At 58.2% G+C, this 17,367-nt stretch carries 8 protein-coding genes; 1 reads left to right on the forward strand and 7 read right to left on the reverse strand.

Going from position 1 to position 17,367, the window contains the following annotated elements; translation table 11 throughout:
• Positions 1-4,008 (forward strand): hypothetical protein, encoded by a 4,008-nt coding sequence (locus AC781_RS09075; protein ID WP_141675853.1) that lies wholly within the window; start codon positions 1-3, stop codon positions 4,006-4,008.
• Between the two features lie 166 nt (positions 4,009-4,174).
• Here AC781_RS09075 and AC781_RS09080 read toward each other — a convergent pair whose 3' ends face one another.
• The 7 genes from AC781_RS09080 to AC781_RS09110 all read right to left on the reverse strand — a co-directional run bounded on the left by AC781_RS09080 (position 4,175) and on the right by AC781_RS09110 (position 17,320).
• Positions 4,175-4,930, reverse strand: a complete 756-nt coding sequence (locus AC781_RS09080) for a PEP-CTERM sorting domain-containing protein (RefSeq protein WP_067776902.1) — start codon at positions 4,928-4,930, stop codon at positions 4,175-4,177.
• Positions 4,931-5,239: 309 nt separating this feature from the next.
• Positions 5,240-6,121, reverse strand: coding sequence for a glycoside hydrolase family 16 protein (locus AC781_RS09085; protein WP_067776905.1), 882 nt, complete (start codon positions 6,119-6,121; stop codon positions 5,240-5,242).
• Positions 6,122-6,353: 232 nt separating this feature from the next.
• Positions 6,354-8,009, reverse strand: coding sequence for a chaperonin GroEL (groL, locus tag AC781_RS09090; protein ID WP_067776908.1), 1,656 nt, complete (start codon positions 8,007-8,009; stop codon positions 6,354-6,356).
• Positions 8,010-8,098: 89 nt separating this feature from the next.
• A complete protein-coding gene (groES, locus tag AC781_RS09095) occupies positions 8,099-8,383 on the reverse strand; it encodes a co-chaperone GroES (RefSeq protein ID WP_067776911.1) in 285 nt (94 codons plus the stop codon).
• Between the two features lie 71 nt (positions 8,384-8,454).
• On the reverse strand, positions 8,455-10,359 hold the full coding sequence (dnaK, locus tag AC781_RS09100; protein ID WP_067776914.1) for a molecular chaperone DnaK: 1,905 nt from the start codon (positions 10,357-10,359) through the stop codon (positions 8,455-8,457).
• 268 nt (positions 10,360-10,627) lie between these two features.
• Positions 10,628-11,077: a hypothetical protein gene (locus AC781_RS09105; RefSeq protein ID WP_067776916.1), complete on the reverse strand. Its 450-nt coding sequence runs from the start codon at positions 11,075-11,077 to the stop codon at positions 10,628-10,630.
• Positions 11,078-11,200: 123 nt separating this feature from the next.
• Positions 11,201-17,320: an alpha-2-macroglobulin family protein gene (locus AC781_RS09110; protein ID WP_067776919.1), complete on the reverse strand. Its 6,120-nt coding sequence runs from the start codon at positions 17,318-17,320 to the stop codon at positions 11,201-11,203.
• Between the last annotated feature and the right edge of the window lie 47 nt (positions 17,321-17,367).

The following is a 17,367-nucleotide window of genomic DNA, read 5'->3' on the forward strand; positions in this document are numbered from 1 at the left end:
GTGACTCTGTGTCTGGGCTCTCCGCTTGCTGCCGACAACGAACATGCTGTGCCGCCTACAAGGGAGGCGGATAGCGGAGATGGGCTTTTCCGTGAGGTGTTGGAGCAAACACGCCTTCGTATTCTGGAGCACAAGGAGAACAGGCGTTTGGCGTCGGAGGGTAGAGAGGTTCCGTTTCTGCCGTCGTTCTGGGATATGTATTTGCTGTCCGCTGCGGATGAGGCGGAGCGTATGGAGCTGTTTCTCAGATCGCCGTACCAGCCCGCAGGCAGGGTGGAGCAGGGTATTCGCCTGAGCTCGCAGGAGGATGGCCGCGTGCTGGTGAATGCCGTAGGATTCGAGGTGGCGGAGGATTTTGCCCTCGCGTTGCACGGTATGGCGAAGTTTTTGTGTGCTCCTGAAGCGGAGAATGTGTCGGAAGATTCCGGAATCATCAGTTATTTAATGACGAAAACGGTGTTTTTCAGTGACATGATGAGGAGTGCGGCGGATCCTCCCGCCATCTATCGTGTGGAGGGTACTCCGTTTGTTGTTTATGTGGATCGGATTTGGCTGGGGCTGTGGAGAATGGATCCCGGGGGTATGCAGCCCTCTGGTTTTTGGATGGATTGTCCATGTATTCCGTCGTCGGATGCGGCTGCACGGAAGGCGTTGCTGCGCGAGATGAAGCAGGCGGCAGAGGGTACGAGGCTGCCTGCTTTGGGAGTGGCGGACGGCTGGTCGTTCATCTCCAAGGATGGGGCATGGTGTTCTCCCGACGGGATGAAGGAGGTGAAAGCGCGGATTCTGGCGCATGGCAGCCGCAAGTTCCTGAAGCCTTTCAGCAAGGAGTTTCCGTATTTGCCCGGGTATCGGGAAGTCTATTTGCTTTCCGATCCGGATGAAGCCGGAGTGGTTGTGCTCTATCTCAAGTGCCCGGCAGAGGGCGGCGGTATCAAGGGGATTCGCCTGTCGTTGTTCGAGGACAGGATCATGTATGCGGAAGCTGTCGGCTTCGGCGAGAGTCGCGGGATGGCGGATCATTGGGCCGAAGTGGTCTTTCCTCTGGAGAGGAATCCGAAGACGGGAGCTTTCCGCCTGTTGCTGGAACAGGGCGAGAACGCTTGGGTCAACAAGCGAAATCTGGACAGGATTTTTGCATATTACAGCAGTATGCGGTCGCCGTTTGGAGAGTTCGTCTGCAGGCCGGAGGGTACTTCCTGTGAAGTGTCTTTCGGCTGGAGCGGAGAATTTCCCTCTTCCATGGCGATTCGGCGTGTGGGAGCGGATGGCAAGGCTGGCGATCCGGTGACGGTTGCATGGTGGGGCGTGCGTTCGTCACGAGGCTGTGATCCGGCGTTGTCGCGGTATCTGATGCTGGAGGCGGAGGGTAACCATGAAGGCGGGGCAGCGGATATGCGGTTTATGGCGGAAGCGGTGTTCCGTGCGTTGCTGGATGAGATGAATGCGGCCGATATGGAGACGGCGGTCCCTGCCGAAGTGATGACGCCGGAGATGCTGGCGGCTTTGCGCGATTCGCTCGTACAGGGGCAACAGGTGCAGCATTTGCCCTCGGTCGATCGAGTGCTTCCGTACAGGAGGCTGGGGGGCTGGGAAGCATTTTTGTTGTCCGATCCGGCGGACAGGGGGCATGTATCCGTTTATCTGAAGTGTCCGTATCAGGATGCCGCATCTCCGAAGGCTCGCGCCTTGCGCCTGTCGTTGGCGGCGGGAGGCAAGGTCGTGCGGGTGGAAGCTCTGGGGCTCGCTGTGGCTGGATTGTCTCCGAACGGGTTGGCGAAGTTTGCTGCGGAGGTGCTGGAAGAGCTTGCTGAGGGCGGTTCGGCCATTGATGCGGCAAAGGGGGTGAAGCTGCGGAACGAGATGCTCCGGTTCGTGCTGGTGCGGAAGCCTGCCGTAAGGGATGGGCGGATGCGGTACCATGTCGGCGGTTCGGCTTATGATGTGGAGCTGGTGCCTTACCGTTCTCTGGGGGCGCTGCCGTTTGCCGAGTATGTGAAGGATATCCGTTTTGTGAGAGGGGAAGAGGCGTCTGCCGATATCGATCGTGCCGGGTGGGCGGAGATGGTCCGAGAGATGGGGGTGTCGGCTCGATGTGGGCCGCAGCCGAGTCCCGACATGATGGCGGATGTGCCGTCTTTGCCACAGGCCAAACTGTCGGCGGAAGGACTGAATGCCGTCCGTACGGCCATTCTGGACGGAAGCCTGCCGCCGGATCGTGCCGTTTCCCTGTTGTCCGCCGATGAAGATGCCCTTGGGGTGGATTTGTATTTGCCGCTCGTTTCTGCGGTCGGCAGTAAAGGGATCCGGGTAACTTTGCATGAGGATGGCGGCATTCATGTGGAGTCGCACGGGCTGGGCGGAGAACTCTTCCGGCCCGGCGATCTCGTGACGCTGGCGGGTCTGTTGCTGCCGGAATGCCGGAAGGATGCACCGGGCCGGAACTCGGTTGTTCTGGAAGACGGCAAGGATGCGCTGGTCAACCGGACAAACCGGGAGAAGATCGCCAAGTTTGTTTGGCTTCGGATCTTGGTGGAGGAGGCATTGGCTTCCCGTTCATCGAGGCTGCAGGTAGATCCCTGTTACCGTCCGAAGGGTTCATCGTATGAATTCCGGCTGCTGAAGACGGGTAAAGGCGAGATCGACGGCTTGCTCATCTGTTGCCGGGGAGAGAGGGGCGAGGATGTTGTTCTTGTGAAATGGTATCCTCAGGCCGACCCGATGATTGCGAAGTGGAACGAAGAGGATGCCTGCCCGGCTGTGGCCAGGTATTTCGTCATTTCCGGTATGGCAGGCAGGGAACGGAATCTGAAGCTGGTGCAGGGTGCATTCGATGCCGTGCTGCGGGATATGCACGCTGCAGAAGGAAAACCCTGGCCGCTCCGCCGGCCGGATGCCGGGGATATGGTGATTGGCGGCCAGTTGGGCGCTGTTCGTGAATGGATTCTGGCAGGGAAGGAGAAGAAGTGGTCGCATCTCGCTCAGGAGGAGAGGCCGTATCGTCCGGGCCGGTGGGATATGTGGCTTTTGTCCGATCCGGAGGAGAAGGATTATATCGTCGTGTATATGAAATGCCCTTATCAGGCAGAAGGTGCGCCGGAGAAGGGGCTGCGCCTGTCGTGGCTGGGGCCGAACAGAATCGGGGTGGAGAGTTTCGATATTCCGAGGAAGGGGCTGTCCGCCCGCAATCTGAGAGCTCTGGCTGCGGAGGCTCTCCGGGAGTTTGATTGGCAGGTGCCGTCCGTATATCGCGAATTCGGCAAGGAAACGGCGAGCAGGATGCTGGAATATGTGCTTGCCATGCGTTCGCTCCGGGAAGATCGTTCCAGCAAGAGTTTTTCGTGGTATTACGAGATGCCGGGCGCGGCGTTTAGTGCGTGGCTTCGCCCATACAGGGGACAATGGGTGGACGTGCCCACGGATGCCGATGGGCGTTCTTCACCCATGACTTCTCAGGGAATTCCGGCTCTCGAGTATATCAACGCTCTTGAATTCGTCGATACTTCGGATCAGGTGAGAATGGTGGACAGGCAGCCCGGAGAAGTTCTGTTGAAGGAGATGGCGCGCTCTGTATTCAAGGTTTCGCTGGAGGATGGGCGCGACGATGTCGTAACGTCGGCGAACAGGGACAGAGTCTTGGACTATCTGAGTGGAAAGATGGAGGCCATGCGGATGTATGGCGCAGTGTATGGCTTGCCGCCGGTTTATCGTGTCGAAGGTACGCCGTTTCATGTGATGCCGCTGTTTGCCTCAGGAAGCGGCAGTGATAAAATCTGTAGCGGGTTGCTCATTTGCCCGGTTTCCGGAGCCGCCGGTTTTCCGGTCGAGATGAAATGGAGGTCGGTTCCCGAGAGGGGCAATGGTGAAGTTTTCGACTTTTCCATGCGTTCGTATCGCGGATTTCAGGATGATGGGCTTCTGAATGCAGAAGGGAGGAGTGATGCGGTTGATGCGGTACGAGAAGTGTTTTCCGTTTTGCTGCAGGAGATGAATGCAACAAAGCCTTGAAAAAGTTCCTCAAGACTTGCCGTATCATTGGTTGGCTGATTGTTTGAAACCTGCATTCGCGGAAGCAAATGCAGGTTTCAAATAGAACGGAAGAATTCGGGATATCCGTTTAACCTTCTCCTGCATTTTTCCGAAGGATGGGGGCAGGGAGGAATGCCGGACGGCCTTACTGTTTTCTCCTGCGTCGGAAGGTCAGAACGGGCAATCCAAGCAAGGCAAGAGCCGCGCTGCCCGGTTCAGGTATGTTGTCGGAAATGGTGGCGAATTGGAGCGCGACGTATTGGGAGGAGTTCGTAATGGTCAACTGGATTTTACCGGCGCTGTCGGCGGTGATGTCGTAGGATGCGATTGCCTGAACTCCGGAAGCTCTTTGGGCAAATGTTGCAAGAGCCGTTGATCCGGATGTGCCGTTGGACTGGAACCAGCTTCCGCCTGTCAAGGTACCCATGGTTGTGGATATCTGCATGTCGCTGCCGGAGTCGGTCGCTCTGCCCATACCCAGAGAGATTGTATAGGTGTGGCCTGCGGCAAGTCCTGAAAACGTGATATTTCCGGCTCCACTAAATGAATTGAGTCCGTCCCTCCATACATCGGAGAAATCCGACGTGCCGGCCGGTAATTGCAACGAATCGGTAAATGTATTGAACGCCTGTTTGTTATTCCATGTTGTTGCGGCGAATACAGGGGATCCGCTGGGGCTTGGTGTACGTGACATCCAATTGGCGAACTGCCATCCCAGAGTCCCTCCTGTCGTTGTTTTGATGGAGACGGCATTGCTTTGGAGAATATTATCTCCTACGGCGTTGGCGTAGGCCGGTGTGGTGGTGTTGCTGTACCCGAAATCGATGATGGCAGTTGCGGCTGAGGCAATCCCTGTACCGAAAACGTATGTAGCACACAAGATGGAGATGCTTTTTTTCATACAAGTATAATGATCAATTCTGACCACTTCTAGAAGTTAGCGGATTATGAATCCTGTGCATAAAAGGCATCGTTTTATGTAATACATCTACCAGAACATCAAAATAGTACGAATTCATTACCTCTGATTTTCCGATGCAGATAAAAGGTATGATATACCTTTTCCTGGAATAAGTGACTCACTGGCATTATATTTTGAAATTTCATATTGACACAGGATTCATAATCCGTTGTATGAACTGTCTGCGGCATGTTTTGCCATCGTTCCGGTCACATTCGGGATTAAGGTTTCTGTATGGAGAGAATGGAATCAATGGTTCCGTTCGTAGATGCGGACATAGTCGATCAGGTATTGCCTCGGGAAGTCGTTGCCTTCGACTTTGCCCCCCCAGCTTCCGCCCAGTGCGAGGTTGAGCAGGAGGTAATGCGGCGCGCGGAAGGGGTTGCTGCCGTCAGGCTGGTTGGCGATGTCCACGGGCAGCGTGCCGTATGGCTTGCCGTCGAGGGTAAAGGTGATGTTTTTGTCGTCCCATTCCATGCCGTATACATGGAAGGTATCGGTGAGGCTGGGCTCTTTTGTTTTGATTCCTTTGCTGGCGTTTTTGCGGTTCGTTCCGCCGTCCGTCCTTTTCCAGTGCAGGGTGGCATGGCAGGTGCCGGGTGCGGAGGAGACGTATTCCATGATGTCGATTTCACCGCATGCGGGCCAGCCGACTTTGGGGCGGCTGGTGCCCAGCATCCAGATGGCAGGCCATGAGCCGATGCCTTTCGGAAGTTTGGCCCGGACTTCGATTTTACCGTATTTCATTTGCGCCAATCCTTCCGTCGTGAGGGCTGCGGAGGTGTATTGCGCCTGTTTGCGGGATTTCTGCCACTGTTCGGGGGTGGCTTTAGGATCGTATTTCGGGTTGTTGAAGGGTTCCTTCCGGGCTTCGATGATGAGGCATCCTTTTTCGACGCGGGCGTTCTGCCTGCGGTTTTTGGTGTAGTACTGTTCTTCCTTGTTGCGGACGAAGCCTTCTTCATACGTCCATTTTTTCGGGTCGGGCGCTCCGTTTTTTTCGAATTCGTCGTTCCAGACAAGTTTCCATCCCTGCTTGTTTTGGGGAGCGGGAGGATGGCCGGAGGTTTGCGCAAGACCCGTTCCGAAGAGAGCGAGAGGGAGCAGCAGGAGGGAGCGGACGGTTTTCATGGCTGTCGTGAATGGTTTTGGTTGTTGATGTGCGGAGGATGGAAATGCCGGGCGATGAGGATGCTGTATTCGGCTTTCTCTCGTGCCCATACGGTGAATACGGGCAATGCGGTTCCATTCTTTCAAGGCTATCCGGATCGGATGGATGCAGGGTCGTGTTCACGAATAAAAAAGGCGCGCTCCGAAGAGCGCGCCCATGTGGGTATTCTATGGCTTTGGTGGCCGATGCCGGTTACATCATGCCGCCCATTCCACCCATGCCGCCCATTCCTCCCATATCGGGAGCGCCGCCACCGCAGCAGCCTTTCTTCTCCGGAAGTTCGGAGATGAGGCATTCGGTGGTGAGCATGAGGCCGGAGATGGAGGCCGCATTCTGCAGAGCAGAGCGCGTGACTTTCGTCGGGTCCACGACGCCGGCGGCGAGGAGGTCTTCGTACTTGTCGGTGGCGACGTTGTAGCCGTCCGCCACGTTGGGCATGTTCTTGACCTTTTCGACGATGAGCGCACCTTCGCGGCCTGCGTTTTCGACGAGCTGGCGAAGCGGGGATTCGATGGCGCGGTAGACGATGCCTGCGCCCGTCTTTTCATCACCTTCGAGATCAAGGCCGCAGATGGCTTTCTGGGCGCGGATGAAGGCGATGCCGCCGCCGGGAACGATGCCTTCTTCCACCGCTGCGCGGGTGGCGTGCAGGGCGTCGTCGACGCGGTCCTTCTTTTCCTTCATTTCGGTTTCCGTGGCTGCACCGACTTTGATGACGGCGACGCCGCCGGCAAGCTTCGCAAGGCGTTCCTGGAGCTTTTCGCGGTCGTAGTCGGAGGTGGTGTCTTCGATCTGCTTGCGGATCTGGGCCACGCGGGCCTGAATCTTGTCGGATGCTCCGGCGCCTTCGACGATGACGGTGCTGTCCTTGGAGACGACGACGCGCTTGGCCTGGCCGAGCTGGTCGATTTCGACGTTTTCGAGGCGGAGACCGAGGTCTTCGGAGATGCACTGACCGCCCGTGAGGATGGCGATGTCTTCAAGCATGGCCTTGCGGCGGTCGCCGAAACCGGGTGCCTTGACGGCGCAGATGTTGAGCGTGCCGCGCAGGCGGTTCACCACGAGAGTGGCGAGGGCTTCGCCTTCGATGTCTTCGGAGATGACGAGGAAGGGACGGCCGGTTTTCGCCACCTTTTCGAGGAGGGGAAGGAAGTCCTTGAGGTTCGTGATCTTCTTTTCGAAGATGAGGATGTACGGGTTGTCAAGGACGGCTTCCATGGCTTCGGCGTTCGTGACGAAGTAGGGGGAGAGGTAGCCCTTGTCGAACTGCATGCCTTCGACGACGTCGAGGGAGGTTTCGATACCCTTGGCTTCTTCGACGGTGATGGTACCGTCTTTGCCGACTTTGTCCATGGCTTCGGCGATGATGTTGCCGATTTCAGCGTCCCAGTTGGCGGAGACGGTGGCGACCTGTGCGATTTCCTTGGTGGAATCGACTGTCTTGGAGATTTTCTTGAGTTCGGCAACTACTGCTTCGGAGGCCTTCAGGATGCCGCGCTGCAGGGAGATCGGGTTGGCTCCTGCGGTGACGTTGCGGAGGCCTTCGCGGTAGATGCTTTCGGCGAGGACGGTGGCGGTGGTGGTGCCGTCGCCTGCGATGTCGTTGGTCTTGGAGGAGACTTCGCGGACGAGCTGGGCGCCCATGTTTTCGTATGCGTCTTCAAGTTCCACTTCCTTGGCGACGGTGACGCCGTCCTTGGTGATGGTGGGGGAGCCGAATTTCTTGTCGATGACGACGTTGCGTCCTGCCGGGCCGAGAGTGCTCTTGACGGCACGGGCGATTTTTTCCACACCGCGCAGGAGGGACTGGCGGGCCGTTTCGTCGAATTGGAGTTGTTTAGCCATAATAATCAGTTTTTTAATTTTAAATAATTTTCAATAAATCTCAATAAGTCGCGGTGTTTTTGTTGATCCGCGACGCTGTGACGGGGTCGGAATCAGTCGATGATGCCGAGGATGTCCTGTTCGCTGACAATGACGTAGTCCTGGCCGTCGATTTTGACTTCCGTGCCGCCGTATTTGGAGATGAGAACGCGATCGTTTTCCTTCACGGTGAAGTCGATCAGTTTGCCGTTTTCATCACGTCCGCCGGTGCCTACCGCCACGACGATGGCTTCCTGCGGCTTTTCCTTGGCATTGTCCGGAAGGAAGAGGCCTCCGGCCGTTTTCTGTTCTGCTTCTGCGCGCTTGATGAGTACGCGCTGTCCGAGTGGTTTGATCATGGTATTGTGTATGTGTTGTTGTTCAGGTGATATCGGGCCGGAGTCGCCTCCGGCCCGGAGAATGGTTGCCCTTAGTTTTCGTCGACGACTTCGGCATCGACGACGCGGCCTTTGGCCTGGCGGGGGCCGTCGCCTTCGGGTTCGGTGGGCTGGCCCGTCGGTTCAGCCTGAGCGGCCTGTGCTGCCTTGTTCAGGTTTTCAAGCATGCCTTCGAGTTCGGTGCGGGCTTTCTTGATGCCTTCGATGTCCTTGGCTGCGACGGCATCCTTGAGGGCCTTGACCTTGTCTTCGATGGGCTGCTTGATTTCGGCCGGAGCCTTGTCCCCGAGTTCGGAGAGCTGGCGTTCGACGCTGTGGGCGAGGGATTCACCCTGGTTGACGGTTTCGATTTCCTCCGCTTTGCGGCGGTCTTCTTCGGCATGGGCTTCCGCATCCTTCTTGGCGCGTTCGATTTCGTCCTTGGAGAGGCCGGAAGATCCCTGAATGGAGATGTTCTGTTCCTTGCCGGTGCCTTTGTCCTTGGCCGTGACCTTGAGGATGCCGTTCGAGTCGATGTCGAAGGTGACTTCGATCTGCGGCACTCCGCGCGGAGCGGCGTTGATGCCGTCGAGCTTGAAGTTGCCGAGAAGCTTGTTGTCTTCGAACATTTTGCGTTCGCCCTGGCAGACTCGGATGTCTACTGCAGGCTGGTTGTCGGCGGCCGTCGAGAAGACCTGGCTCTTGCGTACCGGGATGGTGGTGTTGCGTTCGATCATCGGGGTGGCGATGCCGCCCATGGTTTCGATGGAGAGCGTCAGCGGAGTGACGTCGAGCAGGAGTACGTCGCTGACGTCGCCCTGAAGAACGCCGCCCTGAATGGCCGCGCCGATGGCGACGACTTCGTCGGGGTTCACGCCCTTGTGGGGTTCCTTGCCGGCGAGGCTCTTGGCCATGTCCTGCACGGCGGGCATGCGGGTCATGCCGCCCACGAGGACGAGCTCATTGATGTCGCTGGTGGAGATGCCTGCTTCGCGGATGCATTCCGTGACGGGGCGCTTGGTGCGTTCGAGCAGGTTTTCGGTGAGCTGTTCGAGCTTGCTGCGGGAGAGCGTGAGCTGGATGTGCTTCGGGCCGGAGGCGTCTGCGGTGATGAAGGGGAGGCTGATGTCGTAGCTCTGCGTGGAGGAGAGGGCGATTTTGGCTTTTTCCGCTTCTTCCTTGATGCGCTGGAGGGCGTCGGTCTGCTTGGAGATGTCCATGCCGGATTCCTTTTTGAATTCATCGAGAATCCAGTTGATGATGGCATTGTCCCAGTCGTCGCCGCCGAGGTGGGTGTCGCCGTCGGATGCAAGTACTTCGAAGACGCCGTCGCCGATTTCGAGGACGGAGATGTCGAACGTGCCGCCGCCGAGGTCGTACACGGCGATTTTTTCGTTGCTCTTCTTGTCGAGGCCGTAGGCGAGGGCTGCCGCCGTCGGTTCGTTGATGATGCGGCGCACCTTCAGGCCTGCGATTTCACCGGCGGCCTTGGTGGCGTTGCGCTGGGCATCGTTGAAGTAGGCCGGTACGGTGATGACGGCTTCCGTGATGGTTTCGCCAAGTTTGGCTTCGGCGTCCGTTTTCAGTTTGCCGAGGATCATGGCGGAGATTTCCTGCGGGGAGTATACCTTGGTTTCTCCACCGACTTCCACCTGAATGTGGGCGTCGCCGTTGGCTGCTTCGACGATGGTGTAGGGAACTTTCTTGTCGTCTTCGGTGAGTTCGCTGTATTTGCGGCCGATCAGACGCTTGGCCGAGAAAATGGTGTTTTTCGGGTTGGTGACGGCCTGGCGTTTGGCGGCCTGGCCGACGATGCGTTCGCCGCTCTTGGTGAAGGCGACGATGGAAGGTGTGGTACGCGCGCCTTCGCTGTTTTCAAGGACGGTACCTTGCCCGCCATCCATGACGGACATACAGGAGTTTGTGGTACCGAGGTCAATTCCGAGGATTTTGCTCATGGTATGAATTTCTTTCTATTCGTGATTGTTGGTGGATGTTATGTTGATGCTGTGTGTCGCATCATTGTTCACTATTTGGTAGAGCAATTTTTGTGCCAAAAACGAATTGTTTTGATTATAAATTGTTTTTATTTGTTGGGCGCTCGTGTGTGCTGCTTTTTATGAGACATTTTGTCTCGCGTTGTGTGTCGATATGTCGCATGGTGTGACAATATGTCTCTATGTGTGGCACGAATTGTCGCAGAGGAGGATAGGGTGCGGCCAAGGTTCAGTCGGGGAAGACGTTTCCGGGGGTATTGCCGATGGAGATGCAGACTTTCTGTCCGACCTTGAAGCTGTCTTCGGGTGAGGCGAGTTGGGTGATTTGCTTCAATGTGCCGGCTTCATCGTCCATGCGGACGCGGATTTGGACACCGGGCGCTTCTTCCAGTTTGTTGTCGAGCAGGGAACCGGCGGCTGCGGCGAGGTGCTGCGTGCCTTCGGCGATAATGGATGGAGCAATGGTGCCTGCCGCTTTGCCCGTCATGCTGGCAAAGGCTCCCGATTGGGTGTCGACGACGAGTTTGACGTGTTTGACGCGGACGATGGTTCCGGTCATGATGGTGGTGACGACACCCGTAGGCGTTTCCGATCCCTTCCGCGTCTGCTGGCAGGAAACAAGTCCCGAAAGCAGGAGCGATGTGGTGAGGAGAGAAAGGAAGCGCGAGCGAAACGTCATGATGCAGATAAACCATACTCATTACGTATGACACAAGCCGAATCTTTCAAATTTTTGAGAAAAATCCTGAGAAATGGCCGTATTAAGGCGCTATTCCACGTTTTTGCACGCAAGCGATGTTACTTAGCGCGGGCTGACCGTGATGCGTTTGTTCGGGCTGAGGCCGTATACCTGTGGTTCATACATGAGTTCGGCCTTGGCCGGAGGTGCGGTTGCCGTGCCGGCGCGGACGACGCGGGCAAGGTAGCTCATGTGGAGGGTGTTGCCTGCATTCCACCGGGTCGCGAAGACGCGGACGCGGTTTTTGAGGTATTCGCGGTGGTCGATGGCGGTTGACGTTGCCGTGGAACGGGCCGGTTCGTCCGGGGAAGCTATCGCCTGGGAGGAGAGGGCGGGGTTGACGGCTTCCATGCAGGAGGGGAGGCAGTCTTCCATTGCGAGATATCGGAGGGCGCGTTGCTGTTTGGAGCAGGTGAGGGTGACGCGTACGGTGTCGCCCACGCGGAAGGAGTCGGTCGGTTTCCATCGGCCTTCGCTATCGAGGGTTTCATAGACGCGGGTGACGGTGAGGCCCTTTTCCGTGACGCCGGGATATTCGGTGTTTTCCGGTTTGGCTTCGATTTCCAGGATGGCATAGACGGGGCTTCCGGAGAGGTGCTTGGCGGAGATGCCGAGGTTCCGGACGGCGGTGCGCTCCGGTTCCGTTTTCCATGAGCGGGCGATGGTGCCGGTACCGAGGTCAAGGCGAGAGGCGCCATCGAGGCTGCGGAGTTCGATGCGGCCGTTTTTCGGCTCGTTGCGGTGCATGCGGTCGTAGGCATGCAGGGCGATGAGGTTCCAGCCGGAGTTCCATGTGTTGCGGTGTAGGTTCTGCGTGGCGGTTTTGCGCCAGTCGAGGAAGGCGGCGTGCGCCTGTTCGGGGCGGAGTTTCATGGCGATCATGAAGAGGAGTGCCTCATCAGCTTCCGGGTAGTATTCTGCGTGTGTGGCGTTGTGTTGCATGCCGAGCAGGGTTTCTGCTTGGTTCCGGGTGCCGTCGTCCGGCGTTTGCAGCAGAGCCAGGGCAAGATACAGGCGGGCCGTTCGCGAGGTGTCCTTCAGGTGTTCCATCGCGTTGCGGAGGGGGATGTTGTCGCTTTTCCCGGCGAGCGCCAGTACGTAGGCGGCCATGGCCTGATGTTCGGAGCCGTGATCGTATGGGCTTTTCCTGAGGTAGTCATAGCCTCGCTCCAAGGTTTGTCCGGGGATGTCCGCTCCGGTTTCCTTCGCAAGGCGGAGGATGAGGAGGGCGTAGGGCGACCATTGGCTGGAAGCATCGCCTTTTTGCCAGTAGGCGAATCCTCCGTCCTTGTTCTGGCGGCTCAGGATGCGGCCGATGCCGGTTTGCATGGTTTTGCGGGCCTGCTCCCGGGAGATGTTCCGGGCGGTGCCGTTCAATGGTTGCAATAGGTCGAAGAGGATCCATGGCAGGGTGGCGGATGCCGTTTGTTCGACGCAGCCGTAGGGGTATTGCAGCAGGTAGTCCACATCCCCCAGAAGATGAAGGTAGGGCGATGCGCTGAGTTTGAGCGAGATTTTTCCTCGTTCTGAGGCTCCGAGTTCGTCGGAGACGAGCCGTCCGGGGTCGATCGTGGAATGGCTGCCATCCAGAACGAGGTAGTGTGTTTCCCGGAGGGAGGGCGCGGGGTGGATGATGTCGAAGCTGCCTTCGACGGCATCGCTGCGGGAGGCGGCCGAGGTACCCTGTTCATCAGCAGGTAGAGCCGTCCATTGGAGGGTTTTGGCGCCTTCGGCAGTTGCTTCGATGTCGAAGTTGACGGTGGTTTGGGAGTTGGCCTTGAGGGAGATTTGCTGTGTGGCTCCTCCTTGCAGGGAGATGTTCCATGTGCCGTTTTTGTCGGAGTTGTTGACGACAGTGACGGGAAGGGTGAGTTTGTCTCCCGTGCTCATGAAGAAGGGTGTGCCTGCCGTCAGCATCAGTTCCTGATTGGCGGTGTAGTTGGCTGTGGCCGAGCCGAAACGGTCTCCTTTTCCGACGGCTACGGCGATGACCCGGTAGCGTGTCAGTGTGTCCGGCGTGGTGAAGGTGGCGGAAAAGCGGCCCTGTTCATCGGTTCGGATGTCGGCTTTCCAGAAGGCGCAGGGGCGGAAGTCGGTGCGTGTGCGCAGGTATGCTCCGCCAGCCTGCTCTGATCCGAACCCCATGCCGCCGGAGCCGAAGCTGGTTCCCAAATCAATGCCTTCGCCGAAGTACATGTTGAAAAGAGGGAGGTCCCTGCTGCCAAGGTGGAGGCTGGGAAGAGGGTGCAATGCAAGCGGGTTGTTGTTGTTTGCTCCACGCGTGTAGCTGTTCCATGTCGCGAGACCGGGCATGATGTAACTGCTATGGGAAGGGTAGCCGAAGCTGGGGCGGAAGGCGGTATGGTGCGGCGTGAAGTGTGCCAGCGGGTCCGGATTGCGGTAGGGGCGGATGCTGAGCGCGCCTTCGTCTTCGACATAGAGGGTGATTTCCGCTTGGGACGGGGAGCCGTCCGGTTCGAGGGCTTGACCGCTGACGGTGGTTTCGCTGCCGGGGCGAACAGCGGTTTCGGGGGCGTTCAGTGAGATTTGAAGTTTTCTGGCCGTCTGTTCGATGTTAATGTTGCAGGAGCCTTTGCTGATGACCGGCAGGCCTGTGGCATCCGGCGGGGCGATTTTCAGAACCGTCACTTCCACATTGGGTTCGTTGGTGGCATCCATGGGGATTTCTATTTTCCGTGTGCCGGGAGGGACGGTGACGATTCGGGATGCGGTTTGCTTGAGGCTGTGAATGAAGACGATGAGTTCCCCTTCAACGGGATCGTCGAAGATCAGGGGGATCGGCTGCCCTTGAGCGACGGCGGCCGATGCGCAACGGAAGCTCAAATTGTTCTTGGGGCGGTAGATGGAGTTTTCCGTGAACAATCGGGTGGTTGTTTGACTGGATGCGGTGTTGCCGAAGCGGTCCGTCCATGTGGCGGTGATGGTGTATTCGCCCGGGTGAGGCGGTATGAAGCCGTAGTCGGTGCCTCCCTGTTGGCCGGGAGTATTGCGGGCGGCCCGGACGGTGACGGTGTCGTTCAGGACGTGTACTACTCTGGGTTCGCGCTTTTGTATGCCGGCGGCATCCGTCGTTTTGACGTATTCTGTCCGGGTGACGGTGAGGCGGATTTGTTCGTCGTGCGTCCATCCTTTGCCCTTCGTATCGGTACAGACGAGTTTCAGGGAGGCCTTGTTTCCGGGTCGGTAGAACCGGGGTTCCGCGTGGAGCCCCGCCATGAATTCCGTGGGATAAACGATTGTGCGTGCGGTGGCAGTGACTGTTTCTTCCCGGTTGTTGGTTATTTCGGCCCGCAGAGACAGGCTGGTGACTCCATTCGGGCGGATGGGCATGTCTATGCTGCCGGTGCCGTCTTTTCCAAGGACGACGGTCTCGGTTTCGTCGGTTGCTTTCCGTTCTTTGTCCGGGTGGCTGAAGGAGTAACGCCTGTATTCGCCGGCATCAAAGTATGACGAATACGTTTTCATGATGAGGCGTGTGTTCGCTCCGGCGACGGGTACGCCGGAGAAGTCGATCGCTTCGACACGGATGTGCGCCTTTTTCGGGTTGATGGGTTCGGCGGTGAGCTCCGCTTTCGGTTCGAAAGCATTGCGCCTGTATTCTTCGACGGAGATATTGTCTTCATAATCCGCCTCGTCGGAGAAGAGAGTGGAGTTTTGCCCGGCGGCGATGCCGGGTGTTTTGGGGAAGGTGAATGTGTAGCGGAAGGTGCCCGTTTCTTCTTCGGGGAGGTTGAAGCTGAGGTCGCAGGTGCCGAATTCGCTCCATGTAACGGTTTTCTCCCGGAGGATTTGCCGTTCGTTGCCGTAGAGGGTGAAGGTGGCCGGAGTCGGCGGCAGCGGCAGGCAGCGGTCCTGCTTCCATCCGCGCATGATGGCTTTGAGGTGTACCGTTTCTCCTGGGCGGTAGACGGGCCTGTCGGTGAATGTCATGAGGCTGCGTTTCAGCTCGGGTGCTTGAGGCTGTGCCGGTTTGGCCGTTGCCTCCGGTTCGGTGCTTTCGCTGGGGCGGTCGAAGGGTGGTTCCAAACAGGGAATGAGGGCGTAATCGTTGCCGTGTTCGACGAGGAGCCAGGCCGTTTGGTCCGGCTGGGACATGGCGAGTTTTGTGCTGCCTTGCCGGGTGATGCCGGTGCCCAGAACGGTGCCGTTCCGGTCGTACGCGGTGATGCGGGCTTCGTTCCGGACGGTACCGGATGCGACGGAGAAGGCGACGACGTGGAGGGTGTTTTCATCCGGCAGCCAGAATGCGCCGAGGTCCGTGATCTGGACGAGGGTGCGGTCGCGGTGGCGGCCGGAGTCGAGCAGGTAGCTCGCGAGGGTGGCATCCGTTGTGATGGGCAGGATGCTCTGCCACAGGAAGGAGGAGGGGGCTCCCTGTGCATCGATCAGGTACATGCCCGGTGCCGGGCGGCCGTTTTGCATCCGGTCGAGGGAGATGTTCCGGATTTCCGTTTTGAGGTCGAGCGGGGCCGTGATGGGAGAAGGCTGCCATCGGCGGGTGTGCTCTTGCGTGGCGGGCAGCGCCGCATTGAGGAAGGCTGTTTTTCTGTTCCATGTCTCCCGAAGGTCTTCCGTGCTTTTGTCGATGGTTTGTTCGACGGTGGTGTCGAGTATGTGCCTGAGCGGGGCGAAGGGGGTGGTGCGGTTGATGCTTTTCTGGATCAGCAGGCGCGCCAGACGGCAGGTTTTATACCACTGTCCGTTGTGTTCCGAGATGTCTTGATCTTGCAGGTAGAGGAGCATGGCCCGGATGGCGTCGCCCGGTTCGATTCGCCCGGCGCGGAGGGTGATTTCCTGCATGCCGTGTGAGGCGACGGAGATTTCATGAGGGAATCCGGATGCGAAGATGTGGGCCTGTTTCGGGCGGAGGATGACGTGGGGGGAGGCCGGAACGCATCGGAGGGTCATGGCTTGGCCGGTAGGCAGGGTTCTTCCGTACAGGGCTTTCAAGCCGGCCTGCAGGCGGATTTCGACCGGAAGCTCGTCCTCGCTGTGGATGCGGATGGCTATGGTGTCTGTGGTGCGGGAGATGCGGTCGGTTTGCGTGATGTCATGGTAGTTGTTGCCGTCGAGGTAGACGATTTCGGGCGTGATGAGGTCCGCGCCGGAGGGGAGAAGTTCTAAGTCGATGCGTTTCCCGTTGTGAACGAGGGTTTTGGTGTTCACCTTGTCTGCCTGTTGCGCTTCCTGTCCATCGACGAAGATGCGAAGGCTGTTGTTGAAGATGCCGGGGATGTCTTCTTTCCGGAAGTCGGCATTCATGCGAAGTTCCATCACGGGGTAGGCGGGGATGAGGCTGCTGCCTGTGTCCTCTTGGTTGTATGTGAGGGAAAGGGAATCGGCGGAAAGGTGGCATGGATATATGCTCATGCTGCTGCTTGGGTGGAAGTCGGCATAGATTCTCCGATGGCCCGGGAGGTGGCGGCAGGTGAATTCCCATTCCTGATCGAGGTCGAGAGGCTGTTCCGGCTGGACGCATACGACTCCCGGCAGGACGGCGCCCGGCGGCAGTTCGTTGTATCCGGGCATGTGGGACAGGCGTTCCCGATGCCGCTCGGGCCATTCTCCGCCTTTGCAGACGGGCCGGGCGATGCCTTTGATTTTTTTGCCGTCTTGGCTGCGGTAGGTGTATTGCAGCGGTGCATCCGGCGAGAGGGACAATGCTTCGCGAGGCCATTCTTTTTCGGGAGTGTCCGTGAGGTGTCCTCCGAAGACGAGGATGCGGCAGGAGGCGTCGTCGTTGGTGAACCTTTCCGCATCCAGCCGGACGGGCGGCGTATGAACCGTCCATTCGAGGGGCTGAACGGGTTTGCCGCTCAGGTAGGTTGTGCCTTCGGGCAATGAGACGGTCCATGGTTCGGCTGCCGGGAAGGAACCGTCGAATTGGACGGTGAGGGTGTCCTGATCGGTCCATTGAAGTTCCGGCTGGGGGGCGGTCGTTCTTTTGCCCCGGATGGTAGCCCTTGGTGCGGGCGTGGCATATATCTCACTGCGTTCGATCAGGGCTTCCGGGAAGGTGATGATGGCCTCCCGCCCGTTCCGGTTCCATTGGCCGGTGTCCGCGCAGACGGTGGGGACAGGTTCTTTTTCGCCGTAAGACGGGGGTGTGGTTGCTCCGGAGAGGAGATGCAACGGTAGCAGGAGGAGGGAGAACGCGTTCACTACTCCATCATACAACCGGAGCCGGGTTTCTCAAGCGGAAAAGCGGC

Origin of the sequence: Neoakkermansia glycaniphila, from assembly GCF_001683795.1 — a bacterium.
Taxonomy (GTDB): Bacteria; Verrucomicrobiota; Verrucomicrobiia; order Verrucomicrobiales; family Akkermansiaceae; genus Akkermansia; species Akkermansia glycaniphila.